This is a genomic window from Methylibium sp. T29 (genome assembly GCF_000576205.1).
Taxonomy (GTDB): domain Bacteria; phylum Pseudomonadota; class Gammaproteobacteria; order Burkholderiales; family Burkholderiaceae_C; genus Methylibium; species Methylibium petroleiphilum.
In genome coordinates, this window is sequence record NZ_AZND01000006.1 from 1 (window position 1) to 26,793 (window position 26,793).

A 26,793-nucleotide genomic window follows, 5' to 3' on the forward strand; every position below is an offset into this window, starting at 1 on the left:
CTGGTCGCGGCATGCGCTGGACGACGCGCTGCTGGTCCGGCTGCCCGACGGCGCTGGCCAGGCGCGCTGGCTGTGGGCCGGCCCCGCGGCGCAAACCGACGCGATGCTGAATGCCCTGCCGGCCCTCGCACTGGAGCGCTGGGACTGGCTCGAGGTGCACAGCGGTGTCGCGCCCATCGTGGCGAACACCGTCGAGGCCTTCGTGCCGCAGATGCTGAACTACGAGCTGGTGGGTGGCGTGAACTTCCAGAAGGGCTGCTACCCCGGGCAGGAGATCGTCGCGCGCAGCCAGTACCGCGGCACGATCAAGCGCCGCGCCGCGCTCGTGCACGGCGACGCCGCCGCCCTGCCCGGCCAGGAAGTGTTCTGGAGCGGTGATGACGCCCAACCCAGTGGACTGATCGCGCTGGCGGCGCCGGCACCCGGCGGCGGGTGGGATGCGCTGGTCGAGCTGAAGCTCTCGGCGCTCGACGACGGCAGCCTGCACCTCGGCAGCAGCGGCGGCGCCAGGTTGCAGCCGCTGGCGCTGCCCTACGCGGTGCCGCGCGAGAACGCGGCCTGAAGCAGCGATGCAGCTGTCTCACCGATGGGGCGGCACGCGCTGTTCATTTATTACCGCGTTCGCGACGTGCACGCCGACGAGTTGATGGCGGCTGCGACGGCAATGCAGATCACCCTTCAGGCGGCCCATCCGGCGCTCGATGTGCGTCTGCTGCGCCGGCCTGAAGCGCAGGAGGGTCTGCACACCTGGATGGAGACCTACGGCCTGCCGCCCGACGCTGATCCGGCCGCGCTGGCGGCCGATGTCGAGCGGGCCGCTCGGGGGCTTGCGCCCTGGCTGGTCGGCGCTCGCCACGTCGAGCATTTCGTCGCATGTGCCTCGTAGCACTGGCGCTCGACCAGGACCGGCGTTTCCCGCTGGTGCTGGCGTCCAACCGCGACGAGTTCTTCGATCGTCCGACCGCGCGATTGGCCTGGTGGACGCCCCAGGGTGGCGGTCCCGACATCCTGGGCGGTCGTGATCTGCAGGCCGGCGGCACGTGGCTGGGCCTGACCGCTGCCGGTCGCCTGGCGCTGGTCACGAACGTCCGGGCGCCGGGCAGGCAGGATGCCCAGGCGCCCTCGCGCGGCGGCCTGGTGCCGCACTGGTTGCATGGCGAGCAGCCGCTCGACCGCTTCTGGACCAGGTGGCCGTGTCGGGCTACAACGGCTTCAACCTCGTCGCGGCCGATTTCGCGCGCGGCGAATGCTTCTGGGCCAGCAGTGCGACGGCGCTGCCGCGCCGCATCGAGCGTGGCCTCTACGGGCTGTCGAACGCGGCGCTCGACACACCGTGGCCCAAGGTCGAACACCTGAAGGCACGCGTGAAGGGCGCCCTCGCCGAAACGGCTGCGGAAGAGCCGGTCGATGCGCTCGCCAGTCGATTGTTCGAAGCGCTGGTCGACCGCAGCGTGGCCGCCGATGCCGAGCTGCCTTCGACCGGCATTCCGCGTGAGCTGGAGGTGCAACTCTCCGCCGCCTTCATCCGCACGGTGGATGGGCGCTACGGCACGCGCTGCTCCACGCTGGTGATCACCGAGCGAGTGAAGCGCCAGCTCGTCACGCACGTGTTCGAGCGCAGCTATGCCGTCGGCGCGGGCGTCGCCCTGTTGCGGCGCTCGCGTTTGCTGGACTGGCCGCCGCGCTACAGCGGGGTGGGACAGGTGCCGCACGCCGCGGCCGAATCGGTGTCGGAAAGCACCGTGGAGGAGCCCAGCGCGCTGCCGGCAAAGGACAGCACGCCGCCGCGGCGCATCCGTGCGCGCGGGTCCTCAAGCCGGCTCGCTGAGCCGCAGCGGCATCAGGCGCTGCGCGCCATCAGCGCAAGCATCAGTTCGATGCGGGCCTGGGCTGGTGTCCGGGCTTCGCTGATCGGCAAGGCGTCGTGGCCGGTCGGCAGCACGGCGCCGTCGGCGACGCGCGTGCAGCGCTGCACCACGATCCCCGCCGCCTGGGCGCTCCGCAACGCCGCTTCCAACGCGTGGTGCAGGCTGCCGTTGCCGGTGCCGGCCACGACGACACCATCGACTCCGTGCGCCCGCAAGGCGTCGACCACCGCGCCCGATGCACCGGCGTGGCTGACGACGATCTCGACCCGCGGCTCGGGCCGCTCGAGGACCTCGACGCCGAGCGGCAGGCCCGTCGGCCAGTCGCGCAGGCGACGCACGCCGCCTCCTTCGATCAGGGCGATGGCCCCGTCATCGCCAGCGCCGAATGCGTCGAGCCGATGCGTATGGCGCTTGCGCACATCGAAGGCACCGAACACCGAGCCGGCGAACACCGCGCAGACGCCTGCCGCGCCCGGCTCACGCGCCAACGCAACCGCATCGAGCAGGTTCTGCGGGCCGTCGGCCTGCACGGCGGTGGCGGGCCGCATGGCACCGGTCAGGACCACCGGCTTGCACGGCGCCAGCACGCGCTGCAGCAGGTAGGCGGTTTCCTCCAGCGTGTCGGTGCCGTGGGTGACCACCAGACCACTCACCTCCGGGCGGGCGAGATGGTGCGCGACGCGGCGGGCCAGCGCGCGCCACACCTCCATGCCTATGTCCTTGCTGTCGATCTGGGCCACCTGCTCCGCTTCGATCGGCTGGCCGGTCAAGGCCGGCACCGCTGCCAGCAACTGCGCGATGCCCAGTTTCGCTGCGGTGTAGCCGAGGCTGTCGGTGGCCGTGGCCGCGGTACCCGCGATGGTGCCGCCGGTGGCCAGAATCACGACGCGCGCCACGGGCTGGGGTTCAGGGCTTTGCATTTTCTGGGAAGCTGGATAAAAATACAGTCACTGGATAAAAATTCAGTGCGCCGGTCTGGTGACAGCCCGGCTCCCGACACCGCAGGAGCACCCGCATGGACGACGCCCCCAAGCTCACCGCCAGGCAGCAGCAGATCCTTGATCTGGTGCAGACCTCGATCGAGCGCACCGGATCACCGCCCACGCGCGCCGAAATCGCCGCCGAACTCGGCTTCCGTTCTGCCAACGCGGCGGAGGAGCACCTGCAGGCCCTGGCACGCAAGGGCGTGATCGAACTGGTGGGCGGCACCTCGCGGGGCATCCGTCTGAAGTCTGACACATTGCGTTCGCTGAACCAGTTGCGCAACAAGCAGTTCTCGCTGCCGCTGCCCAGCCTGTCGCAGCTGATGCTGCCGCTGGTCGGGCGTGTGGCTGCGGGCAGCCCCATCCTGGCGCAGGAACACATCGACCAGAGCTATGCGATCGAGGCCAGCATGTTCCCTCGACGGCCCGACTACCTGCTCAAGGTGCGGGGCATGAGCATGCGCGACGCCGGCATCCTCGATGGCGACCTGCTCGCAGTGCAGAAGGCCCGGGAAGCCAAGAACGGCAGATCGTCGTCGCCCGCCTGGGCGACGAGGTCACGGTCAAGCGCTTCCGGCGCGTGCGCGGCACGATCGAACTGCTGCCCGAGAACCCGGATTTCGAGCCCATTGTCGTCACGCCGGAGAGCGGTGAGTTCGAGATCGAGGGCTTGGCCGTCGGGCTCATCCGCAACACCCTGCTCATGTGAGATCGGCTGGCGCCTGAATTCATGGCCCCCGCGGGTGGTGGGCATGCGCGCCAAACGGCGTGTTATCCCGCGGACCAGGCCCATCGACATCAATCCTGCTGAACTTCCGATTGGAGATTCACCATGGTCACGGTCTTTTGGAACCCCTTGCGGCGCTGGTGGCAGACCGCCTTCCAGGCCTCCGCGCCTGCTACGGTACCGGCGCTCGTGTTCAGGTCACCGGCATTCCGCACCCGCCCCGTCTCAGCCGCCACACCGCGACCCCGGCCGGTCACGCCCTTCAGGGCCGCGCTGCCCCGCGTCGCCGGCATCGAGAACGCGCGGCGCGCCGCGAGGCGCTTCTGGATGACCATGGACCCCGAGGACCAGCGGCGTGCCGCGATCGGCGGGTCGTTCGCGGAGGTGTGTGCAGCGCTCGAGAGCCTGGCAGCGATCGAAGACCGGCGGGCCTGAGTTTCCAGGCGCCGCCGGACACGAGCCGGGCCTTGCGCCCGGCTCTTTACCGTCAGCCCATGTGCAGGCCGCCGTTCACCGAGAAGTCGGCACCGGTGGCGAAGCCGGACTCCTCGGAGGCCACCCACGACACCATCGAGGCGATGTCCTCGGGCGTGCCGAGCCGCTTGACGGGGATGGTCGCCACGATCTTGTCGAGCACGTCCTGGCGGATCGCACGGACCATCTCGGTACCGATGTAACCCGGGCTCACGGTATTGACCGTCACGCCCTTGCTGGCCACTTCCTGGGCCAGCGCCATCGTGAAGCCGTGCATGCCGGCCTTGGCCGCCGAGTAGTTCGTCTGGCCGAACTGGCCCTTCTCGCCGTTGACCGAGCTGATGTTGATGATGCGACCCCAGCCGGCGTCGGTCATTTCGTCGATCACCTGCTTGGTCACGTTGAACAGGCTGTCGAGGTTGGTGCTGATCACCGCGCTCCAGTCGTCACGGGTCATCTTGCGGAACATGCCGTCACGCGTGATGCCGGCGTTGTTCACCAGCACACTGACCGGGCCGTGCTGTGCCTTGACCTCCTTGAAGGCCTCGACGGTCGACTCCCATTCGGCCACGTTGCCCACCGAAGCGTGGAAGCTGTAGCCGAGTGCGGCCTGCTCGTCGAGCCACTTCTTGAAGTTGCGGCTCGGGCCGCAACCGGCCACGACGGTGAAGCCGTCCTTGTGCAGACGCTGGCAGATCGCGGTACCGATGCCGCCCATGCCCCCCGTGACGTATGCGACCTTCTTGCTCATTGTTCTGCTCCTCTGTGGTTTGTCATGGCCGCTCTAGCGTCGCGTGCCGATATGCGTGGGTCAAGGGTATTCGCCCGATCCGGGCTCACCCTTAATGAATGCGCGGTTGCTCCTCAGCGCTCCACGGTCAATGCAACACCCATGCCGCCGCCGATGCACAGCGACGCAATGCCGCGCTTGCTGCCGCGGCGCTGCATCTCGTGCAGCAGCGTCACCAGCACGCGGCAACCCGACGCACCGATCGGGTGGCCGATGGCGATCGCCCCTCCGTTGACGTTGACCTTGCTGGTGTCCCAGCCCATCTCGTTGTTGACCGCGCAGGCCTGGGCAGCGAAGGCCTCGTTGATCTCCAGCAGATCCAGGTCGGCCGGCTTCCAGCCCGCCCGCTCCAAGGCACGCTTGCTGGCAGGCACCGGGCCCATGCCCATCAGCGACGGGTCGAGGCCGGCGCTCGCGTAGGAGGCGATGCGTGCAAGCGGCTTCAGGCCGAGCTGGTCGGCCTTCTTCGCGCTCATGACCAGCACCGCGGCCGCGCCGTCGTTCAGGCCCGAGGCGTTGCCGGCGGTCACGCCGCCCGCCTTGTCGAAGGCCGGGCGCAGGCCGGCCAGCACGTCGGCGTTGGTCTTGCGGTTGATGAACTCGTCGGCCGCGAACACGATCGGGTCGCCCTTCTTCTGGGCGATGCTGAACGGCACGATCTCGTCCTTGAACTTGCCGGCATCCTGGGCTGCGGCCGCCTTCTGTTGCGAACCCAACGCCAATGCGTCCTGCTGTTCGCGCGTGATGCCGTATTTCTTCGCCACGTTTTCGGCGGTGATGCCCATGTGGTACTGGTTGTACACATCCCACAGGCCGTCGACGATCATCGTGTCGATCAGCTTCCAGTCCCCCATGCGCTGGCCGTCGCGTGAACCCGGCAGCACGTGCGGCGCCAGGCTCATGTTCTCCTGGCCGCCGGCGATCACGATCTCGGCATCGCCGTCGCGGATGGCCTGGGCTGCCAGCATCACGGCCTTCAGACCGGAGCCGCAGACCTTGTTGATGGTCATGGCCGGCACGCCCTGCGGCAGGCCGGCCTTGATGACCGATTGGCGCGCCGGGTTCTGGCCACTGCCTGCAGTGAGCACCTGACCGAGGATCACCTCGCTGATCTGCTCGCCGGACAGGCCGCTGCGCGCCAGCAGGGCCTGGATCACTGCGGCGCCGAGTTCCGGCGCCGGGGTCTTGGCGAGCGTGCCGCCGAACTTGCCCACGGCGGTGCGGGCGGCGCTGACGATCACGATGTCGGTGGTCATGGCAATTCTCCTTGCTGAAGTGACCGGGATGGGCGATTCCGCGGTGGAATGAAAAGGGACAGTGTGGAAGGGGTCAGGCCTTGGCCTTGACGTAACGGCCGGGTGCCGGCTCGATGATCTTGTGGTTGCGGTCACCGGGCGCCTTCGGCGCCGGCACCAGCTTGCCGCCCAGCGGCTTGAGCCAGTCGGCCCAGGCGGGCCACCAGCTGCCGGGATGCTCGGTGGCGCCTTCGAACCAGGCATCCGCAGTCTTGGGCAGGCGGCTGTTGATCCAGTGGCTGCGCTTGTTCTTCGTCGGGGGGTTGATGACGCCGGCGATATGGCCGGAGGCGCCCAGCACGAACTGCTTCTTGCCCGGCAGCACCTCGACGGTCGCGTAGGCGCTCTGCCACGGCACGATGTGGTCCTCGCGCGAGGCGTAGATGAAGGTCGGCAGGTTGACCTTGCGCAGGTCGAGCGGCTCGCCGCACACCGTCACCTTGCCGGGCTTGATGAGGTTGTTCTCGAGGTAGGTGTGGCGGAGGTACCAGCAGTACATCGGCCCCGGCAGGTTGGTGCTGTCGGAGTTCCAGTACAGCAGGTCGAAAGGCGGCGGCGTCTCGCCCTTCAGGTAGTTGCCGACCACGTAATTCCACACCAGGTCGTTGGGGCGGAGGAAGCTGAAGGTTGCCGCCAGTTCCTTGCCCTTGAGCAGACCGCCCTGGCCGAGCGCCATCTCGCGCATCGACACCATCTGCTCGTCAACGAACAGGTCGAGCACGCCGGTGTCGGAGAAATCGAGGAAGCTCGTCAGCATCGTGAGGCTCGCCGACGGGTGCTCCCCGCGGGCGGCCAGCACGGCCAGTGCAGTCGCCAACAGCGTGCCGCCGATGCAGAAGCCCAGCGTGTTGATCTGTTCCTGCTTCGAGATCGCCTGCACCTCGCGGATCGCGCGGATCACCGCGTGCTCGATGTAGTCGTCCCAGGTCTTGTCGCCGAGGCTCTCGTCGGCGTTCACCCAGCTCAGCATGAACACGCGATGCCCCTGGCTCACGGCATAGCGCACCAGCGAGTTCTCGGGCTGCAAGTCCATGATGTAGAACTTGTTGATGCACGGCGGCACGATCAGCAGCGGCCGCTCGTGCACCTTGGCCGTCAGCGGCTTGTACTCGATCAGCTGGAACAGCGCGTTCTCGAACACCACCGAACCTTCGGTTGTCGCCACGTTGCGGCCGACCTCGAACAGGCTCTCGTCGGTTTGCGACAGATGGCCCTGGCGCACGTCGTGCCACAGATGCTGCAGTCCCTGGGTGATGCTTTCGCCCTGGGTCTCGATCGCCTTGCGCTGCGCCTCGGGGTTGAGTGCCAGGTAATTGGCCGGCGACGAGGCGTCGATCCACTGCTGGACCGCGAAGCGGATGCGCTGCCGGGTCTTTTCGTCGGCCTGCACCTGGTCGGCGAGCTGCAGCAAGGTGCGGGCGTTGAGCATGTACATGCCCGCCGTGAAGGCCGCCGCCGGGTTGGACATCCAGTCCTTGGCCGCAAATCGCCGGTCGGCGGGCGGTGGAGCCCCATCGGCACCCTGCGTCGCCTGGTTCCAGAGTGCGGCCGCTTCGCTCAGGTAGGTCGATTGCAGCGCGGGCAATGCGTCGGCCGGAAGCTGCACGCCCGTCATGCCCTTGAGGGCCTCGGTCCAGCCCTGGGCCAGCTGCTGCGCGGATTGGGCGAAGTCCATCCCCGGGGCAACGCCACCCCAACCGGTTGCGCCTGTGTTCATGTGTCTCCTCGCCTGTCGGCCACTCGCCTACGATGGTCGGCTGCACACGAAGTTTCGCTGAACCCCTTGCCGTTGCTTGCAGCCCTGATTCATTATGCGACTCACCCTTGCGCAGAACTGAATCCAATGTACTTGGTTGCAATCGCCTGGCTGTACGTGGCACTGCTGATGGCGGCCGCCGAAGCCACCCACAGCCAGGGCAGCGTGCTCGGCGCGTTCTTCACCTTCTTGCTGTACGGCTTGGGCCCGGTGGCGCTGATGATCTACCTGCTTGGAACGCCGGCGCGTCGTGCCGCGCGGCGTCGCGCCGAGGCGTCGCAGGCCTCAACGCCGCTCGATCCAGATGGCAGCGGCCATGCGCCCGCTGTTGCCATGGCGCGGACGGTCGCGACGGAACGAAAAGAAACGTGAGGCTTCCTCGACAGTGCACCAGGTTCCGCCCTCGATGCGCTGGAGGCCAAGCGCCGCCAGTCGGTCGCGTGCCAGGCCTGCCAGATCGGCTAGCCACTTCCCCGCCGTGTGGGACTTGAAACGCCCGTGGGGCGTTGCCTGCGACACGCCGAAGCCGGCCAGCACGTCAGCCCCCACCTCGAACTGACGTGGCCCGATGCAGGGGCCGAGCCAGGCCTCCAGCTCGGCCGCGGGGCAGCCGGCCGCCTGGCACAGAGCGGACACGGTCGTCTCCAGCACCCCGGCCGACAGACCTCGCCAGCCGGCGTGAGCGGCAGCGACGCCGAGGCCTCCCGGCGCAGCGAACAGCACTGGCAGGCAGTCGGCGACCTGGATCACGCAGGCCACGCCAGGGTCGGTGGTCCAGCAGGCGTCGGCTTCGGGCACGGAGTCCGAGGGTTCGGTCAGCGGCAGACGCAGCGCACGCACGCCGTGAACCTGGCGCAGGAAGACCGGCGTGCCGCCCAGTGCGGCCGCGTAGCGACGCCGGTTCTCCGCCACGGCGAGCGGATCGTCGCCGACCGCACTGCCGAGATTGAGCGACTCGAACACGCCCCTGCTCACGCCGCCGGCGCGCGTGCTCATCAGCGCACCGACCCTGGCCGTCGCAAAGCGAGGCCGGAGCGCCTCGGAGAGAGGGTTGGTCACGGCTCGAAATCCGGGCAGGCCGAAGGCTGCGCGCGCTGGAAGGCCGGCTCGGCCATGCAGGCCTCGAACACCCGCATCACCGTGGGTACGTGGTCCAACCGGCAATCGAAGCGCTGCGCATTGAAGATCTGCGGCACCAGCACGCAGTCCGCCAGCGTCGGTGACTCCCCGTGGCAGTAGCGTCCGGCGCCCGGCTCCTGCGCGAGTCGCTGCTCGACCACACCCAGGCCCTGCTCGACCCAGTGCCGATACCAGGTGTTCTTGGCCACCTCACCCACCTGCAGCTCCCGCACCAGGTAGCGCAGCACCCGGAGGTTGTTCAGCGGGTGGATCTCGCAGGCGATGTCGAGCGCCAGCGAGCGGATGCGCGCGCGATCGAGTGCCGTGCCCGGCAGCAGCGGCGGCTGCGGGTGCACTTCGTCGAGGTATTCGATGATCGCCAGCGACTGGCTGATCGACGCCTCACCGTCGATCAGCTGCGGGACGAGCCGGGCGCTCGACACCGCGCCATAGGCCGCGGCGAGGTGCTCGTTGCGCGCCAGGTGCACCGCGCGGTAATCGTGGGCCAGTCCCTTGAGCGCCAGCGCGATCCGCACACGGAACGCGGCCGAGGAGCGGAAGTAGCTGTACAGCTCCACGGCGCGTCCGCTCAGCCGGTGATGTGCACGCGCAGCGGCTCCAGGCCCTCGACGCGTGCCTCGAGCAGGTCACCGGGCACGACCGCTGCCACACCCTCCGGCGTCCCGGTGTAGATCAGGTCGCCCGGCGCTAGCGTCCATGCGGCCGACAGGTGCTCGATGATCTCAGCCACGCTCCAGATCATGCGGTTGATGTGGCTGACCTGGCGTACCGTGCCGTTGACGTCGAGCACGATCGGCGCCGTGTGGATGCCGGGCACCTGCGCGGCGGGCGTCAGCGGCCCGATCGGCGCCGACGCCTCGAAACTCTTGCCGATCTCCCAGGGCCGGCCGGCCTTCTTCATGTCGTTCTGCAGGTCGCGCCGCGTCATGTCCAGCCCGACCGCGTAGCCCCACACATGGTCGAGGGCGGCTGCGGCCGGGATGTCACGCCCGCCCTTGCCAAGAGCCACCACGAGCTCGACTTCATGGTGCAGGTTCTTCGTCAGGCCCGGATAGGGCATCTCGCCGGTCGTGCCGGCGTCCACCGCCAGCACCGCGTCGGCCGGCTTCATGAAGAAGAACGGCGCCTCGCGGCCGGTGTGGCCCATCTCGATGGCGTGCTCGGCGTAGTTGCGGCCGACGCAGTAGATGCGGCGCACCGGGAAGCGCTCGCTGCGGCCTTGCACCGGAACGCTGGGCGTGGAAGGAAGTTCGATCACATGGTGAAGGATGGGCATGGTCGTTGGGCGAACTTCATCAAGGCGCCGAAGATGATGCCACGCGGACCCGGGCACAGGTCCGCCATGGGTTCGTCGCGAGGGCCCCGGTACACTCGCTCGCCATGTTCTCCGCACGCAGTTTCCGGCATTGCAAGACCTGCGGAGGTCCCGTCGGTTACCGCATTCCGGCCGACGACAGCCGTGAACGCGCGGTCTGCACGGTCTGCGAGGCGATCCACTACGAGAACCCGCTGAACGTGGTCGGCACGCTGCCGACCTGGGACGACCAGGTGCTGCTGTGCCGGCGGGCCATCGAACCGCGCCACGGCCTTTGGACGCTGCCGGCCGGCTTCATGGAACTCGGCGAGACGCTGGAGCAAGGCGCGCTGCGCGAGACCGACGAGGAGGCCGGCGCGCGCGTGCAGTTGCAGGGGCTGTTCTCGGTCCTGAACGTGGTGCGGGTCGGCCAGGTCCATTTCTTCTACCGCGCCGCGCTGCAGGATCTCGATTTCGCGCCCGGCGTCGAGTCGCTGGAGGTGGCGCTGTTCCGCGAAGCCGAGGTGCCGTGGGAGCACCTGGCCTTCCGCACGACGGCCGAGACGTTGCGCCGTTACTTCGCCGACCGGGCCGGGGGTCAATTCGGGCTGCACTGTGCCGATATCGCATGAGCACACGCCTGTCCCGATGACGCTACCGCCCTCTTCCACCGCCACGACCCGCCTGCGCGAAGACCTGATCCACCCCGACCCGCTGCTGGACTGTCTGCTGGAAGTCTGCCGCGTGCACGGCGTGGCCGCATCGCGCGCATCGCTGTCGGCGGGCCTGCCGCTGGTCGACGGCCGCCTGACGCTGGCCTTGGCCGAACGTGCTGCCGACCGGGCGGCGATGACCGCGCGTCTGCAGCGCATGGCGCTCGATGCGGTCGATACGGCCACGCTCCCCGCCATCGCCGTGCTGCACGACGAGCGCGCCTGCGTGCTCCTTGGCCGCGATGCCTCCGGCGCCTGGCAGGTGCTGATGCCGGAGACCGGCGCCGGTGCCGTGACGCTGGACGCCGACCAGCTGGCCGAGCGCTACAGCGGCGTGATGCTGTTCGTGCGGCCGCAGTTCCGCTTCGACGAACGTGCGCCCGAGGTGCGCGCCACCCGCGCCGGCCACTGGTTCTGGGGCGCCGTGCTGGCGCAGCGGAACGTGTACCGCGACGTGCTGTGGGCGGCACTGCTGATCAACCTGTTCGCGATCGCCTTCCCGCTGTTCTCGATGAACGTCTACGACCGCGTGGTGCCCAACCATGCGGAGGAGACGCTGTGGGCGCTGGCGATCGGGGTGCTGATCGTCATCAGCGCCGATCTGTTCATGCGCACGCTGCGCAGCCATTTCGTCGACGAGGCCAGCGCCCGCATCGACGTGCAGATCTCGGCCACGCTGATGGAGCGCGTGCTGGGGATGCAGCTCTCTCACAGGCCGGCGGCAGTCGGCTCGTTCGCGTCCAATCTGCGCGGCTTCGAGCAGGTGCGCGACTTCATCGCCTCGAGCACCGTCACGGCGCTGATCGACCTGCCGTTCGCCCTGCTGTTCATCGGCGTGATGTTCTGGCTGTCGCCCTGGCTCGCTGCGCCCGTGGTAGTCGCCTTCGTGCTGGTCGTGGTGGTCGGCTACATCCTGCAGCACCGGCTGCACGAGCTGTCGCAGGCCACCTGGCAGGCCGGCGCCCAGCGCAACGCGACGCTGATCGAGAGCCTGACCGCGATCGAGACCGTCAAGACCCAGGGTGCCGAAAGCGCTATCCAGGCCCGCTGGGAGCAGACCAATGCCTACCTGGCCGGCATCAACATGCGCATGCGCGGCCTGTCGTCCACCGCGCTGTCGGCCACGGCCTGGCTGACGCAGTTGGTGAGCGTGTCGCTGATCGTCATCGGCGTCTACCTGATCGGCGACCGCCAGCTGACGATGGGTGCGCTGATCGCCGCCACGATGCTCAGCGGCCGTGCGCTGGCGCCGGCCGGGCAGATCGTCGGCCTGCTGCTGCAGTACCAGGGGGCGGTGACGGCGCTCGAATCGCTGGAGAAGATCATGGCCCAGCCCGTCGAGCGGCCGGCCGGCAATGCCTTCATCCACCGGCGCGAACTGCGCGGCGAGATCGAGTTCCGGGACGTCCATTTCGCCTACCCGGGACGTTCCGACAGTGCGCTCGACGGCGTGAGTTTCAAGATCGCCGCCGGCGAACGGGTGGCGCTGATCGGCAAGGTCGGCTCCGGCAAGAGCACGATCGAGAAGCTGATGCTGGGCCTGTACGCCCCCACCGCGGGCGCCGTGCTGCTCGACGGCATCGACCTGCGCCAGCTCGACCCGGCCGACGTGCGACGCAACCTCGGCTACGTGTCGCAGGACGTGACGCTGTTCTTCGGCAACCTGCGCGAGAACATCGCCTTCGGTCTGCCCTACGCCGATGACGAGGCCATCGTCGCGGCGGCCGAGGTGGCCGGACTCAGCGAGTTCGTCAACCGCCATCCCCGCGGCTTCGACATGCCGGTGGGCGAACGCGGCGAATCGCTGTCGGGCGGCGAGCGCCAGAGCGTCGGACTGGCCCGCGCAGTGCTGCACAACGCGCCGATCCTGCTGCTCGACGAGCCGACCAGCGCCATGGATTTCGCCACCGAAGCTCACGTCACGTCGCGCCTCGCTTCGATCGCCAGCAACAAGACGGTGGTGCTGGTCACGCACCGCACCTCGCTGCTGCCGATGGCCACGCGGCTGATCGTCGTCGACCAGGGACGTGTTGTCGCCGACGGGCCGCGTGAGCAGATCATGCAGGCGCTTGCCGCCGGTCGCATCACGAGGGCGGCCTAGCATGGGCAGTCCCGCCCCCCGCCTGATGGGCTTCGGCCGCGCGCTGCTGGCCGGGCTGGAGCGCACCCGCCTCTGGCTCGAACCGCTGACGAAGCGGGTGTTCGGCCCGGTGGCGCCGTCCGCCGCGGTGGGCAGCACCGGCTACGAGGCAGAGCCCGAGGCCTTGCTGGCCCGCGCCCGCACTCAGCGGGCACAGGTGATCGTGCGGGCCGCGGTCTGCGTGGTCGCGGTGCTGCTGGTCTGGGCTGCGCTCGCCCGGATCGACGAGGTGACACGCGGTGACGGCAAGGTGATCCCGTCGCGGCAGTTGCAGGTGATCCAGTCGCTCGATGGCGGGGTGGTGTCTGAGATCCTGGTCAAGGAGGGCCAGGTGGTCGAGGCTGGCCAGCTGCTGTTGCGCATCGACGAGACGCGCGCCACGTCGGGGGTGCGCGAGAACGCCGCGCAGAGCTTCGCGCTGCTGGCCCGGCAGGCCCGGCTGCGCGCGCTGGCCGAGGGCAACCCGTTTCAGCCGCCCCCGCCGAGCAAGGACCCGGAAGAGCGCCGCATCATCGAGGAGGAACGCCGACTCTACGAGTCGCGCCAGTCCGAGCTCTCGACCATCGTGTCGATCAGCCGTCAGCAGCTGATGCAGCGCGAGCAGGAGCTCAACGAGGCCCGCTCGCGCCGCGCCTCGGCCGAACGGGGTCTGGACCTGTCGCAGCAGGAGCTGGCGAAGACGCGGCCGCTGCTGGCCTCCGGCGCAGTGTCGGAGGTCGACATCCTGCGGCTCGAGCGCGACCTGAGCAAGTACCGCGGCGATGTCGAGCAGGCCGGCGCGCAGATCGCCCGGGTGTCGGCGGCCGTCGGCGAGGCGCAGCGCAAGATCCAGGAGACCGAGATCGCCTTTCGCAACGAGGCCCGCAAGGAACTGGCCGATGTGCTGGGCCGCATGAACGCGCTGACAGAGGGGCGCGTCGCGCTGAGCGACAAGGTCGACAAGGCCCAGGTCAAGTCGCCGGTGCGCGGCCGTGTGCAGCGTCTGCTGGCCAACACCGTCGGCGGCGTGGTGCAACCTGGCCGCGACATCGTCGAGGTCGTCCCGCTCGACGACGCGCTGGTGCTCGAAGCCCGGGTGTTCCCGCGCGACATCGGCTTCATCCACCCAGGCCAGCAGGCGACGGTGAAGTTCACGGCCTACGACTTCTCGATCTACGGCGGCCTCGATGCGACCGTCGAGAACATCAGCCCCGACACCGTGATCGACGAGAAGGGCAATGCCTTCTACGTCGTGCGCGTGCGCACGCGCCTGGCTCAGCTGGGCGACAAGCTGCCGATCATTCCCGGCATGACGGCCGAGGTCGACATCCTGACCGGCAAGAAGACGGTGATGTCCTACCTGCTCAAGCCGGTGCTGCGGGGCAAGGCCTACGCGCTGTCGGAGCGCTGATCGGCCGGTCGCGGGCCCGAACATCTCGACTCGGCGGGTTCCGCGGACGCGGGCTCCGAGACGACGACCCCTTAAGCACTAAGTCTCGTAACAATGATGATTCCGTGCGCCGGATCACATTCCAGCGTCAGAAGCGCCACTTAAGGCGTCGCGTTGCCCGATATGCTCTACGTCACGATTCGCGGCCTCGCCGCTCGCCCCTGAAGGATTGCCGTGCCCATCGTCGCCACCGTTCAACTTGGAAAAGTCACCGCCGTCTGGGGCAACGCCCGCATCCGTCTGGCCGACGGCAGCACCCGTGAACTCAAGATCGGCGACCTGGTGAACAAGGGCGATCTGATCCTGACGGCGCAGGACAGCATCGTGGAGATCCGCAACGATCGGGGCCAGACCTGGAGCACCGCGGCCGATGGGCAGTTGCCGACCGACCTGCCGGCCGGCACCGCGGCGGCGGTACCCGAGGACATCGATCGCGTGATCCAGGCCCTCGAAGAGGGTGACCCGATGCGGCCACGGCGGCTGGTGGCCCCGCCAGCGGCGGTGAAGCCTCGCCCGCGCTGCGGGTCGGCCGCATCGTCGAGGGCGTGGGGAGCGGCTCCCTGACGGTGGAGTCCCCCGCGGCCGCCCGTGAACAGCCGCCGTTCTTCGACGCCCAGATCCAGGACGCCGGCCAACGCGGTGCCGCGGCACCGGCGCCAGCGCCCAACCAGGCGCCGGTGCCGGTGATCACCCCGGCCGGCGGCGCCGAAGACGCAGGGCCGATCCCGCTCAACCTCTCCGGCACCGACGCCGAGGACGGCACGGCGCCGATCGTCACCGTGACCAACTTGCCGCCGGCGTCCCAGGGTCAGTTGTTCCTCGCCGATGGCACGACCCCGGTCGTCGCCGGCAGCCCGCTGACCGCCGCGCAGGCCGGCGCGCTGGTGTTCGTTCCCGCGCCGGACTTCAACGGCACCGTCAACGTCGGTTTCACGGTCACCGATTCGGTGGGCGTGACCACCGGCCCGGTGATCGCCAGCATCGTCGTCACGCCCGTCAACGATGCACCGATCGCCCGTGACGACGCGGCCTCGACGCCGATCAACACCGCTGTTGACGTGGCGGTGCTGGGCAACGATAGCGACCCCGACGGCGACATGCTCACGGTGTCGAACGCCAGCCTGGCGGACCCGACGCAGGGCGTCGTGACCCTCAACCCGGACGGCAGCCTGCGCTTCACGCCGGCAACCAACTTCACCGGCACGGCCACGATCAGCTACACCGTCACCGATCCCAGCGGATCCACCGCGATCGCGACCGTGTCGGTGGCCGTCGGCGGCAACACGCCGCCCGACAGCACCGATCACCGCATTGCCGGCACCGAGGACCAGCCAGTGGTGCTGGCGCCGGGGGACTTCGCCTTCATCGATGCCGACGCCGGCCAGAGCCTTGTCGCCGTGCGTATCGACAGCTTGCCGCAGGCCGGCCAACTGCTGCTGAACGGACAGCCGCTCGCCAGCGGCAGCGTGGTCGCCATCGCCGACATCGCCGCCGGCCGCCTGGTCTTCGTGCCCGGCGCCAACGGCAACGGCATCGGCTACGCCGGGTTCGACTTCAGCGTCCAGGACAGTGCCGGCAGTTTCGACACAGCGCCCAACCGGATCAGCTTCGACCTCGCGCCGGTCAACGACGCGCCGGTGGCCGCCCCCGCGGCAGTCAGCGGCACGGAAGACACGCCGATCCCACTGAGCCTCGTCGGCACCGACGCGGAGGACGGTGCCGCCCCGATCGTCACCGTCACGGCATTGCCGCCGGTCTCGCAGGGCGTGCTGTATCTGGCCGACGGCGCGACGCCGGTCGTCGCCGGCACGCCGCTGACCGCGGCCCAGGCGGCCTCGCTGGTCTTCGTGCCGGCGGCCGACTTCAACGGCACGGTGGACTTCCCGTTCACGGTCACCGATTCCGAAGGTCTCGTCTCGGCACCCGCGACCGCGGTCATCACCGTGGGTGCCGTCAACGACGCGCCCGTCGCGCTGCCCGCAACGAGCAGCGGGCTCGAGGATGCCGCGGCCATCCCGGTCGCGCTCGGCGGCACCGACACCGAGGACGGCGTGGCGCCGATCGTCACCGTCACGGCATTGCCGCCGGTCTCGCAGGGCGTGCTGTATCTGGCCGACGGCACGACGCCCGTCGTCGCCGGCACGCCGCTGACCACGGCCCAGGCCGCCTCGCTGGTCTTCGTGCCTGCAGCGAACTTCAACGGCACGGTGAACGTGCCTTTCACGGTCACTGATTCCGAGGGGCTCACCTCGACGACCGCGTCCGCGGTCATCACCGTAACCGCCATCAACGATGTGCCGATCGCCACTCCCGCTGCGGTGAACGGCACGGAAGACACGCCGATCGCGTTGAGCCTCGTCGGTACCGACACCGAGGACGGCACCGCGCCGATCGTGACCGTCACGGAGCTTCCGCCGGTCTCACAGGGCGTGCTCTACCTGGCCGACGGCACGACCCCGGTCGTCGCCGGCTCGCCGCTGACCGCGGCCCAGGCGGCCGCGCTGGTCTTCGTGCCGGCGGCTGACTTCAACGGCACGGTGAACCTGCCGTTCACCGTCACCGATTCCGAGGGAGCCGTGTCGGCGCCGGCGGCGGCGGTGATCACCATCGCACCGGTCAACGATGCGCCGACGCAGGTGCTGCCCGCCGCACAGTCCACGCCCGAGGACACCGCCCATCTGTTCTCCGGTGCGACCGGCAACGCCATCAGCGTGGCCGATGTCGATGGCGGACTGCTCACGACCATGATTGCGGTCGATCATGGCAGCTTGACCGTCTCGCTCGCCGGTGGCGCGATCGTCACCGGCAACGGCAGTGGCGTGCTGACGCTGTCGGGCACGGCCGCCGAGATCAATGCGGCGCTCGATGGGCTGAGCTACCAGCCCGCTGCGAACTACAGCGGTCAGGACAGCTTGACGGTCAGCACCAGCGACGGCGAAGCCGCTCCGACCGTCTCGTCCATCGGCATCGCCGTGGTACCGGTGGCCGATGCCCCGTTGATCGAAGTGGGCGCCGCTGGCGGCCCGTTGTTCGACCAGATTCCGGGCGCCGTCGAAGGGGCGACGTTCCGGCGCTATGACAACGTGGCGACCATCGATCCCGACTCCGCGCGGGATCCCGCCTCGCTCGCGGCCTCGCTGGCCGGTGTGACCCCCACGGCCACGACGGTGGAGTCCAGCTACACCGCAGCGACCATCGTCCAGGACCAGGCCTACCGCATGACCGGGCTGGTGTTCCTGGAGGCCGGCCACGTCTACACCTTCACCGGCGAACGCGACGACACCGCCTCCATGGTGCTCGGCGGCCAGACCGTCTTCCAGCAGGGTTTCAACGCCTGGGGCGCCTACCAGGCTGCGCCCTTCGCGCCCACGACGTCCGGCTACTACACCGTCGACTTCATCTTCTACAACGGCGATGGCCCCGGCAACGCCCTGCTGTCCGTCAGTACCGATGGCGCGGCACCGGTCAGCTTCGACGCCAGCAACTTCACGCTGGTGCCCAGCATCGAAGCCCTCGACGCCGTGAATGCGCCGCACGGCGCCCTCGTCGGCAGCAACGGCGCGGGCTACTACCCGCTGGCCGGTACCGGCCCGGAAGACGGCCCGATCGGTCTACCGCCGGTCGGCGTGGCGCTGACCGACACCGATGGCTCGGAACTCATCTCCGTCATCACCATCGGGCAGATCCCGGCCGGCGCCACGCTGTCGGACGGCACGCACAGCTTCACCGCGTCGGCTGGCAGCACGGTTGCGATCGTCACTGATTGGGCGCTCGATCGACTGGTTCTCACGCCGCCGCCCCAGTTCAGCGGCCAGATCGACCTCAGCGTGACCGCGACCAGCCGCGAGACCGCCAACGGCGACACCGCGTCCAGCAGCGCGACGATTCCGGTCACCGTGCTGCCCGTGAACGATGCCCCGGTGAACACAGTCCCGGCGACGGCGCAATCGGGCAGCGAGGACACCGCGCTGGTGTTCTCGGTGGCCAACGGCAACGTCCTGAGCGTCGCCGATGTCGACAGCGCCTCGCTCACCACGACCATCAGCGTCACCCAAGGCAGCTTTTTGCTGGGATCGACGGCAGGGCTCACGGTGATCGGGAACGGCAGTGGCACGGTCAGTCTCACGGGCTCGCCGGCGGCCATCAACGCCGCGCTCGAGGGTTCCACCTACACCGGCACGGCCGATTACAACGGGCCCGCCACGCTGACGCTCAGCAGCAGCGATGGGCAGGCGCCGGCGACCGTGTCGACGGTGTCACTCACGCTGGCACCGGTCGCCGACATCGCCAATGACACGGCGACTACCAACGAAGACACGCCGGTCACGATCACGGTGCTGGGCAACGACAGCTTCGAGAACCCTGCTCGCACCATCACCGCGGTCGACGGCATCGGCCTCGTCAGCGGGGGACCGGCCGTGGCGGTCACCCATGGCACCGTGGCGCTCAACGCCGCGGGCCAGTTGGTCTACACACCGCCCCCCAGTACAGCGGATCGACGTCGTTCAGTTACACGGTCTCGGTCAATGGCATCACCGAGACGGCAACGGTCAATGTCACGGTCGCTGCGGTGAATGACGCTCCGGCCGGCGCCGACAAGACCATCGCCACCAGCGAGGACACGGCCTACGCGCTCACCGTTGCCGATTTCGGCTACAACGACCCGAACGACAGCCCGGCGAACGCCTTCGCGCAGGTGACGGTCTCGGCTCCGAACACGGGCAGCCTCGCGTTGAACGGCGTTGCCGTCACCACCTCGACAGTGGTTACCGTGGCCCAGTTGTCGGCCGGCCAACTCGTCTACACGCCGCCGGCCAACGCCAGCGGCAACGGCCTCGCGAGCTTCACCTTCCAGGTGCGGGATAACGGCGGCACCGCCAACGGCGGTGCCAACACAGACCCGACGGCCAACCGCATCACCTTCAACGTGTCCGCGGTCAACGACGCACCGGTCGCCGCGAACGATGCGCCGCTGAAAGCCGTGGTTGCCGGTTCGGCAACTGCCAACACCGTGAGCGGCAATGCCGTAACGGGCGACGCCGGGCCCACCGGCAATCAGGCCGACAGCGACATCGAGAACGACACGCTGCGCGTGACCGGCCTCGTGGCCGGCACCGGCACGCCGTCGGGCAGCACGCCGGGCTCGTTTGCCGCCACCGGTCGCTATGGCAGCCTGTCGATCGCCGCGGATGGCAGCTACACCTACACGCTGAACAACGCGGATCCCGACACGCTCGCGCTGCGCCAGGGCGATGCCGTCAGCGACGTCTTCACTTACCGCATCACCGACGGCAACGGCGGCTTCAGCACGGCGACGATCACGCTGCAGGTCGGTGGCCCCGGGCAGTTGACCGCGACGACCAGCGCCGTCGCGCCCGCTGGCATGGGCCTCAACGGCGAGTATTACGGCTACAACGACGACCGCACCGGATCGAACGGCGGTCCGGCCTTTGCCGGCTCGACGCGGCTGCACGCCGACGACGGCCGTGCCACTTCGGCCAACGGCGGGAGCGGCGGCGCGAACATCGAATCGATCGCCGACGCGACGATGGTCATCAACGGCCGCAATATCGCCGCGGGCGGCGCTGCGGTGGTCGGTACCGGCACGTCGGCACGCACGGCCGCGATCGATGCCCGCTGGATCGCCACCGATCTGGACTATGGTTTCGCACCCGCGGTCGACGGCAGCCTCGGCAGCAACCCGGCAGTCACGGCCGGCAACACGCCGACCAGCGGCGCACTGCGCGACTTCGTCGGCAACGACGCTGCGACGCTGCGTGCCGCCAGCGGCCTGGGCCGCACGACGGACGCCATTGTTCGCAATGTCGGCCATGTCTATCTGCAGGGCGGCAGCTACGATCTGCGCGTGACCGGCGATGACGGCTTCGTCGTCAACATCAACGGCCAGGCGGTGGCGCAGTACGACGGCATCCAGTCGCCCACGACGCGCGAGTTCATCGGTGTCAGCTTCGCAGAAGGCATGAACCAGATCGAACTCCTGTACTGGGAACAAGGGGGAATGCGCGACTGCGCTTCGAGGTCAAGCCCTCGGGCAGCAGCGCCTCGGAGTACGCCAACCTGTTCTCGCTCGACAACTACGCCCTCTTCCAGGCCGGCTTGCAGCCGACGCTGACCGCATCGCAGGACATCGTCGAGAGCTCGACCAATCGCGAATACCTGGTGCGGACGGGCGGCAGCTTCAACGGCAATGGCAGCGATGAAACGGTGCGTGGCAGCGAGGCGCGTGACGTCATCAACGGCGGCGGTGGCGACGACACGCTCTACGGTGGCGGCGGCGCCGACACGATGGCCGGTGGCGCCGGCAACGACCAGCTGCTCGGCGAGGCCGGTGCCGATGTGCTGAACGGCAATGCCGGAAATGATCGACTCGACGGGGGTCTCGGTGCCGACCGGCTCGACGGTGGAGCCGGCAACGACGTGCTGATCGGCGGCAAGGGCTGGGATGTGCTGACCGGCGGCGCCGGATCCGATGTCTTCAAGTGGAACTTCGGTGACGGCGGTGTGGCCGCGGGTCGGGCCGAGAACCCCAATGCGGGCACCACGGCCCAGTTCAACGGTACGGCGTCGAACGGCTCGCGCGCCCAGGACGTCATCACGGACTTCAACACCGCGCCTGTCGCCTCGGGGGGCGACGTGCTCGACCTGCGCGAGCTGCTGGTCGGTGACCTGCATGGTGCGGGCAATGCGCCGGGCAACCTTCAGAACTACCTGGACTTCAACGTCAGCGGCGGCAACACCGAGATCCGCATCAGCACCTCCGGCCAATTCGCCAGCGGCACCTACAACAGCGCCGTCGAGGACCAGCGCATCGTGCTGCAGGGGGTCGACATCCGGAGCTCGCTCGGCCTGGCCGGGACCGCCACCGACAACCAGATCATCCAGGAGCTTCTGACGCGCGGAAAGCTGATCACCGACGGGCCCTGATCAGGGCCAAGCAGCCCGACGTGCTGCTCCCGCGGCATGTTGTGTGCCGCAGGTCGGCCCTCAGCGCAGTGGCTGCGCGCTCGCCCAGGGACCGGTGATGCCGTCCAGCCCGCAAGCCCACAGCGAACGCGCGTCGGCCGCGTCAACCACGCCCTCGGCCAGCACCCGAATCTCCAGGCCGTGCAACGTCCAGACCAGGCCCCGTACGAAGTCCGCACGCGCACCATCCAAGGCAACGCCGCTCACCAGGGCGCCATCGAGCTTCACGTAGTCGAGTCCGGCTTCGTACAGCCGCTCGATGCGTGCAAGGCGTTCGCCCGCGTGTTCCAGCCCGAGCTGCACGCCGAGCGGGCGCAGTTGCTGTCCCAGATCGCGCAGTACCGGTAGCTGCTCGATGGCCGCACGTTCGCCCACCTCCAGCCACAGCGCCCGAGCCGCTTGGCCGTGGGCGGCGATCAGGCTGCGTAAGCCCACCAGAAAGCCACTGTCCCCGAGGGAATCGGTGGCGAGGTTCACCCCTCGAGGCTGCTCGTCGAGCGCGATCTGCTCCAGCGCCAGACGCACTGCCAAGAGGTCGGTTCGGGCACTGAACTGGCTGCGCAGCGCCCAGGGCAGCCAACGCGCGGCAGGCTCGAAGGTTCCGCCTCGTGCAGCCGCAGCCGCAGGGGCTCTCCAGATGCAGCAGTCGACCATCGCGCCCGATGACCGGGTAGCTGCCGAGTCGGGCATCGCCGCGCTCGAGCGCGTGCCAGAGCAACTGGCGCCAACCGCTTTCGCCGATGGCCGACTCGGGGCTCGCGGCAGGCGCATCGTCGACCGCCAGGCCATAACCATCCTGTGTCTCGGCCCGCACCAGAGCTGCGTCGGCGGCCAGCATCAGCGCGGCGACGCTCGCCCCGGAACGCCACGGCACGGCGCCGATGGCCACACGAACATCGGCCCAAGGTTTCAAGGCCGTTCTGAGGGTCGTCTGCAGCGCCTCAGCGACGCGGGCGGCATCGGCATCGGCTGCCTGCACCGCGAAGTCCGCGCCATTGAGGCGCCCCGCCATCAGGGGAACGCCCCCTGCAGCAGCGGTGCGCAGGCTCAGGGCGAGCGTCTGCAGCAGGGCATCAGTGGCGGCATGGCCGGCATCGCGGTTGCGGCCGGCAAGATCGTGCACTCGCAACAGCAGCAAGGCTCCCGCGCGGGGCGTGTCCTCGCGGGCCAGCATCGAACCCAGCTGTGCCAGAAAGTGGCCGCGGTTGGACAGGCCGGTGAGCGGATCGGTCTGCGCCTGCTGGCGCAATGCTTCCAGCTGAGCGCCCTGCTCGCACAGCATGGCCTGCAGCCGCTGCACCATGGCATTCATCGCACGGCTGAGCTGGCTCAGCTCGGGAACGCGCGGCTCGGGCACGGTCACGAAGCGCCGTTCGACGATGGCGCGCGCCTGGTCGACCGTTGCCTGCAGCGGCGCGCGGATCCGCCGGAGCACCAGCGAACCGAGCGCACCTGCCAGCAGCCCGATCAGGACCAGCCAGCCGGCCGACCGCAGGCTGCTCTGCCAAAGATCGTCGAGCGCAAAACTCGACGCGCTCACCACCTCGAGGGTGCCCAGCGACCGCCAGCCGTCGGAGACCTGCGCGACACCGGGAAGCGACTCGATCGGCACCAGCCCCCTGAACCAGGTCGGCACCTCTGTCGGCTCGGCTGCGCCAAGGCGTTCAACGAGCATCTGCCCTTCCGGTCCCCTCAGGCTGATGCGCTCATAGAAGCCGGTGTCGAATTGTGCGCTGATGGCGAGTTCGGCCAGCGCGAGATCGCCGTTCTGCTGCGACAGCGTGAGTGCCAGCGCCTGGGCGTTGTCGCTGTTCTTCAGGCGCAGCTGCGTTTCTAGGTAACCGCGTGCCGAACCCACGGTGACCAGCGCGCTGCCCAGCACGCCGACCATGACGGTCGCAAGCAGCAGCAACCAGAGTTGTCGGATCAGCGACATTGCCCGCCCCTCGATGTGCACAGTGCCATGTTCATACGAAACCTTCCGCTCGGGCCTTGCCGAGCACCTCTCGCCAGCGCGACAGCCTCGCCGTCGGATCGCCGGCCTTCTGCGCACCGGTGCCCTGCCACAGTCCCTCGGCGTTGAAGCTGAACACCGGACTCAGGTCGCGCCGCAACGAGGCGGGCCGGATCTCTGCGATCAGGTTGTCGAGGATCAGGGGTTCGGCAGCGGGCTGGGCGTAGTAGGCCAACACCATGTGGGCCCGCACATGGCCGCCCAGATCGGCACGCACATAAACCATTCTCAGCTTGGCAGGCGGCAACCCCGCGGCGATCAGCGAAAAGTACTTGGCGATCGCGAAATCCTCGCAGTCGCCGGCCCCGCGCGCCAGCAGCTCCAGCGGACTGGCCCACTGGTCCACCTGACCCACGGTGTCGATGTCCTCGGCGAACACGATGTGCTCGTTGAACAGCCGGTTGAATGCCTGGAGACGAGCCTCCTCCGACATCGACTGCGAAGCCACGATCGTCGATTGCAACAGGCGGACGCCCCGCTCCGCCTCAGGCCCCTGACGCTGTGCAGCGGCGAGCATCCGGTCGCGATCCCAGGCCCGCGGCAGCACCCCAGGCACGAGCAGCGCCAGCACCAGCAGCCACAGCGTCAGCGCCCACGACCGTGAACAGACGACGCGGGGAAGCGCGGGGATTCGTGGAGCAGGAAGGGACGCGATCGCGCTCGGAGCCATCGGGGTGTCTTCGGCCTTTTGCCGATGGACTTGAACCGCCTGTATCCGATCGTGCGCCCACGTCCCTGTCCACGAGGCCATGCGAGGCGCGGTGTTGCGAAATTCACGACGTTCGCCAGCATCTTGCGTCATCCGGTCGGCGGCCCCGTGGATCAGGGAACGAGGGCTCCGGGGGTGCATGAGAAACTCGGGATCCACTCAATACTGCTTCATGAAGCGCGAGTGCTCGCCTCGTTTCCAAACACTGGATCTTCTGCAATGACTGTTTCGCGCGCCCTGACTTTCTCCTTGCTGATCGCCACCTCGACCGCAGCTCTCTCCCAGACCGACGACCCGCTCAAGGCCGCTGCACAGAAAGCCATCCAGACCAATCCAGAAGTCACGGCCCGTTTCAACGCCTTTCGCGCCGCCAGCAACGAGGTCGATGTCGCACGCGGCGCCTACTATCCCCGGGTGGACCTGAACGCCGACGTCGGTCGCTCGCGCGACAGCATCGATACGCGGAGCCCGAAAGACCAGAGCCTGTCGCGCACCGGCGTCGGAGTCAGCCTGACGCAGCTGCTGTGGGACGGCCAGTTGACCCAGTCTGAAGTCAGCCGCTTCGGCCACGCCCGCAGCAGCCGCTATTTCGAGTTCATCGAGGCCACCGAGCAGACTGCCCTGGAAGCCAGCCGTGCCTACTACGACGTGCTGCGTTTCCGCAGGCTCGTGCTGCTGGCAGAAGACAACTACGTGCAGCACAAGGTCTCGCACGACCAGATCCAGAACCGCTTCAAGGCCGGGGTCGGGCGCGGCGTCGATGTCGAGCAAGCGGCAGCGCGGCTGGCCCTGGCCGAAACGAACCTGTCCACCGAGACCGCCAACCTCCACGACGTGGTGGCGCGCTACCAGCGCGTGGTCGGTGAAGCGCCGCCTGCGCAGCTGACACTGGGCGCCGGACTGACCCAGGGCATGCCGGCCAGCGCCAGCGAGGTGCAGACCCAGGCCACGCTGCGCAACGCGGGCATCTCGGCGGCCGTGGAAAACCTGCGGGCCCTGCGATCGCAATCCGAGGGGCAGCGCAGCGCCTTCCAGCCGCGCGTCGAGGCACGCGCCCGCGGCAGCGAGGGACACAATCTCAATGGCTTGCAGGACCAGCGACGCGAGGCTGCTGCGGAGGTGGTGCTGAGCTGGAATCTCTTCAATGGCGGCTCCGATCAGGCGCGCGTGCGCCAGTTCGCCGATCTCGTCACCCAGGCGGCCGACCTGCGCGACCGTACCTGCCGCGACGCTCGCCAGACCGCCTCGATCGCGTTCAACGACACGCTCAAGCTCGTCGAGCAGCTGCGTTATCTCGAGCGCAACGTCGTCGCGATCGAGCGGGCGCGCGATGCTTACCGCCAGCAGTTCGAGATCGGCCAGCGCAGCCTGCTCGACCTGCTGAATGCGGAGAACGAGGTCTACACCGCGCGGCGCGCCTATGCCAACGCGGAGCACGAACTGCGCATTGCCTACGTGCGCACGCACGCGGCGACCAACACCCTGACCGCCGCGCTCGGCCTGTCGCGGATCGACACCGGCGCCCTGCCGGACGACAACTGGAACGCCGGCGACGATGCCGCGGCACGCTGCCCGATCACGGCCGCTCCGCTGGCGACCACGTCCCGCGAGGAGCTCGACGCGCGCGCGAAGGCGCTGTCCGAGGCACGCCCCGGCGTCACGCCGACCCCGGCCACCAAGGCCCAGGTGGCACGCTGAGCGCAGCCCTCCCGACATGGTGAGGGATCGAAGCCAGCGCCGCCGGTCGCGCGGCGCGCTTCATGGCCTGGAGAGCACAGTCTCTGGGCTATACTGCGCGGCTTGTCGGGGCGTAGCGCAGCCTGGTAGCGCACTTGCATGGGGTGCAAGGGGTCGCGAGTTCGAATCCCGCCGTCCCGACCAAAGAAAAGACGAGGCCTAGCCGGTGATCACCACGGGCTAGGCCTTTTGTCTTTGCCCATGTGTCGCGGGTTCGAACCCGGGTGTCGCGTCGCGCACATCGAGCGATGGCGCTAGGGCAGCAGCAGTTGCCGGATCGACACGAGTTCGTCGCGCATCGTCGCCAGCGTCGGTGGAACGGCGTTGACTCGAACGCGCGCCACGGCGGCGGTCGGAGCAACTGCCGCTGCCTCCATGGCCTCAGCCTCCGGCAGTATTTCGTCGGCCGACGGCAGGCCTCCATCGTCCTGCGTCGGCACCTGGGCCGCCTCGGCCGCGAGGGCGGCACGCACACCCGCCTCAGAAAGACGGTTGCGCGCACCGCTGATGGTGAAACCCTGCTCGTACAGCAGTTCCCGGATCCGCCGGATCAGCAGGACCTCGTGGTGCTGGTAATAACGACGGTTGCCACGCCGCTTCATGGGCTTGAGTTGCGAGAACTCCTGCTCCCAATACCGCAGCACATAGGGCTTGACGCCGCACAGCTCGCTGACTTCACCGATCGTGAAATACCGCTTGGCGGGGATCGGCGGCAGCGATTTTCCATTGGAAATCAAAGG

24 protein-coding genes, 1 tRNA gene and 2 pseudogenes are annotated in these 26,793 nt (G+C 68.7%); 16 read left to right on the forward strand and 11 right to left on the reverse strand.

The features are described from left to right. The 4 genes and pseudogenes from x551_RS02000 to x551_RS26770 form a co-directional block, all read left to right on the forward strand. Positions 1–562: folate-binding protein YgfZ (locus x551_RS02000; RefSeq protein ID WP_036247394.1), on the forward strand; the 562-nt coding region annotated here is incomplete at its 5' end. A 24-nt stretch (positions 563–586) separates the two neighbouring features. Next, on the forward strand, positions 587–886 hold the full coding sequence (locus x551_RS02005) for a DUF4936 family protein (RefSeq protein WP_036229315.1): 300 nt from the start codon (positions 587–589) through the stop codon (positions 884–886). Continuing rightward, positions 874–1,356, forward strand: a complete 483-nt coding sequence (locus tag x551_RS26765) for an NRDE family protein (RefSeq protein ID WP_253950274.1) — start codon at positions 874–876, stop codon at positions 1,354–1,356. The genes x551_RS02005 and x551_RS26765 overlap by 13 nt, the downstream gene beginning before the upstream one ends. Next, positions 1,254–1,562: pseudogene (locus tag x551_RS26770) on the forward strand (NRDE family protein); the annotation flags it as partial. The gene x551_RS26765 and the pseudogene x551_RS26770, both read left to right, overlap by 103 nt. Positions 1,563–1,840: 278 nt before the next feature. Here x551_RS26770 and x551_RS02015 read toward each other — a convergent pair. Further along, the gene (locus tag x551_RS02015) at positions 1,841–2,788 is read right to left on the reverse strand and encodes an asparaginase (RefSeq protein ID WP_036229318.1); all 948 of its coding nucleotides are present in this window, start codon (positions 2,786–2,788) and stop codon (positions 1,841–1,843) included. Between the two features lie 95 nt (positions 2,789–2,883). On the opposite strand from x551_RS02015, the pseudogene lexA reads away from it, so the two are divergent. Beyond that, a pseudogene (gene lexA / locus x551_RS02020) lies at positions 2,884–3,560 on the forward strand (transcriptional repressor LexA). Positions 3,561–3,649: 89 nt separating this feature from the next. On the opposite strand, the gene x551_RS26330 reads toward lexA, so the two are convergent. From x551_RS26330 to phaC, 4 genes are all read right to left on the reverse strand, one after another. Beyond that, positions 3,650–3,913, reverse strand: coding sequence for a hypothetical protein (locus x551_RS26330; RefSeq protein WP_036247402.1), 264 nt, complete (start codon positions 3,911–3,913; stop codon positions 3,650–3,652). A 152-nt stretch (positions 3,914–4,065) separates the two neighbouring features. Beyond that, positions 4,066–4,803 (reverse strand): acetoacetyl-CoA reductase, encoded by a 738-nt coding sequence (phbB, locus tag x551_RS02030; RefSeq protein WP_011829463.1) that lies wholly within the window; start codon positions 4,801–4,803, stop codon positions 4,066–4,068. A gap of 113 nt (positions 4,804–4,916) precedes the next feature. Further along, the gene (locus x551_RS02035) at positions 4,917–6,098 is read right to left on the reverse strand and encodes an acetyl-CoA C-acetyltransferase (RefSeq protein ID WP_011829464.1); all 1,182 of its coding nucleotides are present in this window, start codon (positions 6,096–6,098) and stop codon (positions 4,917–4,919) included. 73 nt (positions 6,099–6,171) lie between these two features. Continuing rightward, a complete protein-coding gene (phaC, locus tag x551_RS02040) occupies positions 6,172–7,854 on the reverse strand; it encodes a class I poly(R)-hydroxyalkanoic acid synthase (RefSeq protein WP_036247406.1) in 1,683 nt (560 codons plus the stop codon). A 126-nt stretch (positions 7,855–7,980) separates the two neighbouring features. Here phaC and x551_RS02045 point away from each other — a divergent pair, with 126 nt between their 5' ends. Further along, positions 7,981–8,265: a hypothetical protein gene (locus x551_RS02045; RefSeq protein ID WP_036229322.1), complete on the forward strand. Its 285-nt coding sequence runs from the start codon at positions 7,981–7,983 to the stop codon at positions 8,263–8,265. Here x551_RS02045 and pgeF read toward each other — a convergent pair. Genes pgeF through x551_RS02060 form a run of 3 tightly spaced genes read right to left on the reverse strand, consistent with a single transcriptional unit; the run spans position 8,179 to position 10,309 of the window. After that, positions 8,179–8,889: a peptidoglycan editing factor PgeF gene (pgeF, locus tag x551_RS02050; protein ID WP_051511812.1), complete on the reverse strand. Its 711-nt coding sequence runs from the start codon at positions 8,887–8,889 to the stop codon at positions 8,179–8,181. The two genes, x551_RS02045 and pgeF, sit on opposite strands and share 87 nt — an antisense overlap. 59 nt (positions 8,890–8,948) lie before the next feature. Further along, entirely contained in the window at positions 8,949–9,590 is a 642-nt protein-coding gene (gene maiA / locus x551_RS02055; protein ID WP_036229325.1) for a maleylacetoacetate isomerase, read from the reverse strand. Positions 9,591–9,601: 11 nt separating this feature from the next. Then, positions 9,602–10,309 (reverse strand): fumarylacetoacetate hydrolase family protein, encoded by a 708-nt coding sequence (locus x551_RS02060; protein WP_036247412.1) that lies wholly within the window; start codon positions 10,307–10,309, stop codon positions 9,602–9,604. Between the two features lie 104 nt (positions 10,310–10,413). Between x551_RS02060 and x551_RS02065 the strand changes: the two genes are divergently transcribed. From x551_RS02065 to x551_RS02095, 7 genes are all read left to right on the forward strand, one after another. Next, positions 10,414–10,959, forward strand: coding sequence for an NUDIX hydrolase (locus tag x551_RS02065; RefSeq protein WP_011829469.1), 546 nt, complete (start codon positions 10,414–10,416; stop codon positions 10,957–10,959). Positions 10,960–10,975: 16 nt separating this feature from the next. Continuing rightward, a complete protein-coding gene (locus x551_RS02070) occupies positions 10,976–13,141 on the forward strand; it encodes a type I secretion system permease/ATPase (RefSeq protein ID WP_036229327.1) in 2,166 nt (721 codons plus the stop codon). Between the two features lies 1 nt (position 13,142). Then, the gene (locus tag x551_RS02075) at positions 13,143–14,570 is read left to right on the forward strand and encodes an HlyD family type I secretion periplasmic adaptor subunit (protein ID WP_011829471.1); all 1,428 of its coding nucleotides are present in this window, start codon (positions 13,143–13,145) and stop codon (positions 14,568–14,570) included. Between the two features lie 213 nt (positions 14,571–14,783). Further along, positions 14,784–15,173 carry a hypothetical protein gene (locus tag x551_RS02080; protein ID WP_036229330.1) on the forward strand — a complete coding sequence of 130 codons (390 nt, stop codon included), beginning with the start codon at positions 14,784–14,786 and terminating at the stop codon, positions 15,171–15,173. Next, a complete protein-coding gene (locus tag x551_RS02085) occupies positions 15,155–19,183 on the forward strand; it encodes a tandem-95 repeat protein (RefSeq protein ID WP_081771178.1) in 4,029 nt (1,342 codons plus the stop codon). The genes x551_RS02080 and x551_RS02085 overlap by 19 nt, the downstream gene beginning before the upstream one ends. After that, positions 19,180–20,742 carry an Ig-like domain-containing protein gene (locus tag x551_RS02090; protein WP_036247417.1) on the forward strand — a complete coding sequence of 521 codons (1,563 nt, stop codon included), beginning with the start codon at positions 19,180–19,182 and terminating at the stop codon, positions 20,740–20,742. Before x551_RS02085 ends, x551_RS02090 begins: the two co-directional genes overlap by 4 nt. Further along, positions 20,727–21,554 carry a type I secretion C-terminal target domain-containing protein gene (locus tag x551_RS02095; RefSeq protein ID WP_036247420.1) on the forward strand — a complete coding sequence of 276 codons (828 nt, stop codon included), beginning with the start codon at positions 20,727–20,729 and terminating at the stop codon, positions 21,552–21,554. The genes x551_RS02090 and x551_RS02095 overlap by 16 nt, the downstream gene beginning before the upstream one ends. 60 nt (positions 21,555–21,614) lie before the next feature. On the opposite strand, the gene x551_RS23205 is transcribed toward x551_RS02095, so the two are convergent. Then, positions 21,615–22,283: an EAL domain-containing protein gene (locus tag x551_RS23205; protein WP_310732187.1), complete on the reverse strand. Its 669-nt coding sequence runs from the start codon at positions 22,281–22,283 to the stop codon at positions 21,615–21,617. On the opposite strand from x551_RS23205, the gene x551_RS26775 reads away from it, so the two are divergent. After that, positions 22,231–23,430: a hypothetical protein gene (locus x551_RS26775; protein ID WP_051495503.1), complete on the forward strand. Its 1,200-nt coding sequence runs from the start codon at positions 22,231–22,233 to the stop codon at positions 23,428–23,430. The two genes, x551_RS23205 and x551_RS26775, sit on opposite strands and share 53 nt — an antisense overlap. A 130-nt stretch (positions 23,431–23,560) precedes the next feature. On the opposite strand, the gene x551_RS02105 is transcribed toward x551_RS26775, so the two are convergent. Beyond that, a complete protein-coding gene (locus x551_RS02105; protein WP_231497477.1) occupies positions 23,561–24,178 on the reverse strand; it encodes a transglutaminase-like cysteine peptidase in 618 nt (205 codons plus the stop codon). A 357-nt stretch (positions 24,179–24,535) separates the two neighbouring features. On the opposite strand from x551_RS02105, the gene x551_RS02110 reads away from it, so the two are divergent. Next, complete coding sequence (locus tag x551_RS02110; protein WP_036229336.1) at positions 24,536–26,014, forward strand: TolC family outer membrane protein; 1,479 nt, start codon at positions 24,536–24,538, stop codon at positions 26,012–26,014. A 106-nt stretch (positions 26,015–26,120) separates the two neighbouring features. Beyond that, positions 26,121–26,197 (forward strand) — tRNA-Pro (locus x551_RS02115). A gap of 110 nt (positions 26,198–26,307) precedes the next feature. On the opposite strand, the gene x551_RS02120 is transcribed toward x551_RS02115, so the two are convergent. Continuing rightward, a complete protein-coding gene (locus x551_RS02120) occupies positions 26,308–26,790 on the reverse strand; it encodes a MerR family transcriptional regulator (protein WP_231497479.1) in 483 nt (160 codons plus the stop codon). Between the last annotated feature and the right edge of the window lie 3 nt (positions 26,791–26,793).

What these genes read in the sequence shown, in the direction of transcription:
- x551_RS02005 (WP_036229315.1), top strand. Translation starts at nt 587, where the DNA reads ATGGGGCGGCACGCGCTGTTCATTTATTACCGCGTTCGCGACGTGCAC.
- x551_RS26765 (WP_253950274.1), top strand. Translation starts at nt 874, where the DNA reads ATGTGCCTCGTAGCACTGGCGCTCGACCAGGACCGGCGTTTCCCGCTG.
- x551_RS02015 (WP_036229318.1), bottom strand. Translation starts at nt 2,788, where the DNA reads ATGCAAAGCCCTGAACCCCAGCCCGTGGCGCGCGTCGTGATTCTGGCC.
- x551_RS26330 (WP_036247402.1), bottom strand. Translation starts at nt 3,913, where the DNA reads ATGGTCATCCAGAAGCGCCTCGCGGCGCGCCGCGCGTTCTCGATGCCG.
- phbB (WP_011829463.1), bottom strand. Translation starts at nt 4,803, where the DNA reads ATGAGCAAGAAGGTCGCATACGTCACGGGGGGCATGGGCGGCATCGGT.
- x551_RS02035 (WP_011829464.1), bottom strand. Translation starts at nt 6,098, where the DNA reads ATGACCACCGACATCGTGATCGTCAGCGCCGCCCGCACCGCCGTGGGC.
- phaC (WP_036247406.1), bottom strand. Translation starts at nt 7,854, where the DNA reads ATGAACACAGGCGCAACCGGTTGGGGTGGCGTTGCCCCGGGGATGGAC.
- x551_RS02045 (WP_036229322.1), top strand. Translation starts at nt 7,981, where the DNA reads ATGTACTTGGTTGCAATCGCCTGGCTGTACGTGGCACTGCTGATGGCG.
- pgeF (WP_051511812.1), bottom strand. Translation starts at nt 8,889, where the DNA reads ATGAGCACGCGCGCCGGCGGCGTGAGCAGGGGCGTGTTCGAGTCGCTC.
- x551_RS02060 (WP_036247412.1), bottom strand. Translation starts at nt 10,309, where the DNA reads ATGCCCATCCTTCACCATGTGATCGAACTTCCTTCCACGCCCAGCGTT.
- x551_RS02065 (WP_011829469.1), top strand. Translation starts at nt 10,414, where the DNA reads ATGTTCTCCGCACGCAGTTTCCGGCATTGCAAGACCTGCGGAGGTCCC.
- x551_RS02070 (WP_036229327.1), top strand. Translation starts at nt 10,976, where the DNA reads ATGACGCTACCGCCCTCTTCCACCGCCACGACCCGCCTGCGCGAAGAC.
- x551_RS02075 (WP_011829471.1), top strand. Translation starts at nt 13,143, where the DNA reads ATGGGCAGTCCCGCCCCCCGCCTGATGGGCTTCGGCCGCGCGCTGCTG.
- x551_RS26775 (WP_051495503.1), top strand. Translation starts at nt 22,231, where the DNA reads ATGCAGCAGTCGACCATCGCGCCCGATGACCGGGTAGCTGCCGAGTCG.
- x551_RS23205 (WP_310732187.1), bottom strand. Translation starts at nt 22,283, where the DNA reads ATGCCCGACTCGGCAGCTACCCGGTCATCGGGCGCGATGGTCGACTGC.
- x551_RS02110 (WP_036229336.1), top strand. Translation starts at nt 24,536, where the DNA reads ATGACTGTTTCGCGCGCCCTGACTTTCTCCTTGCTGATCGCCACCTCG.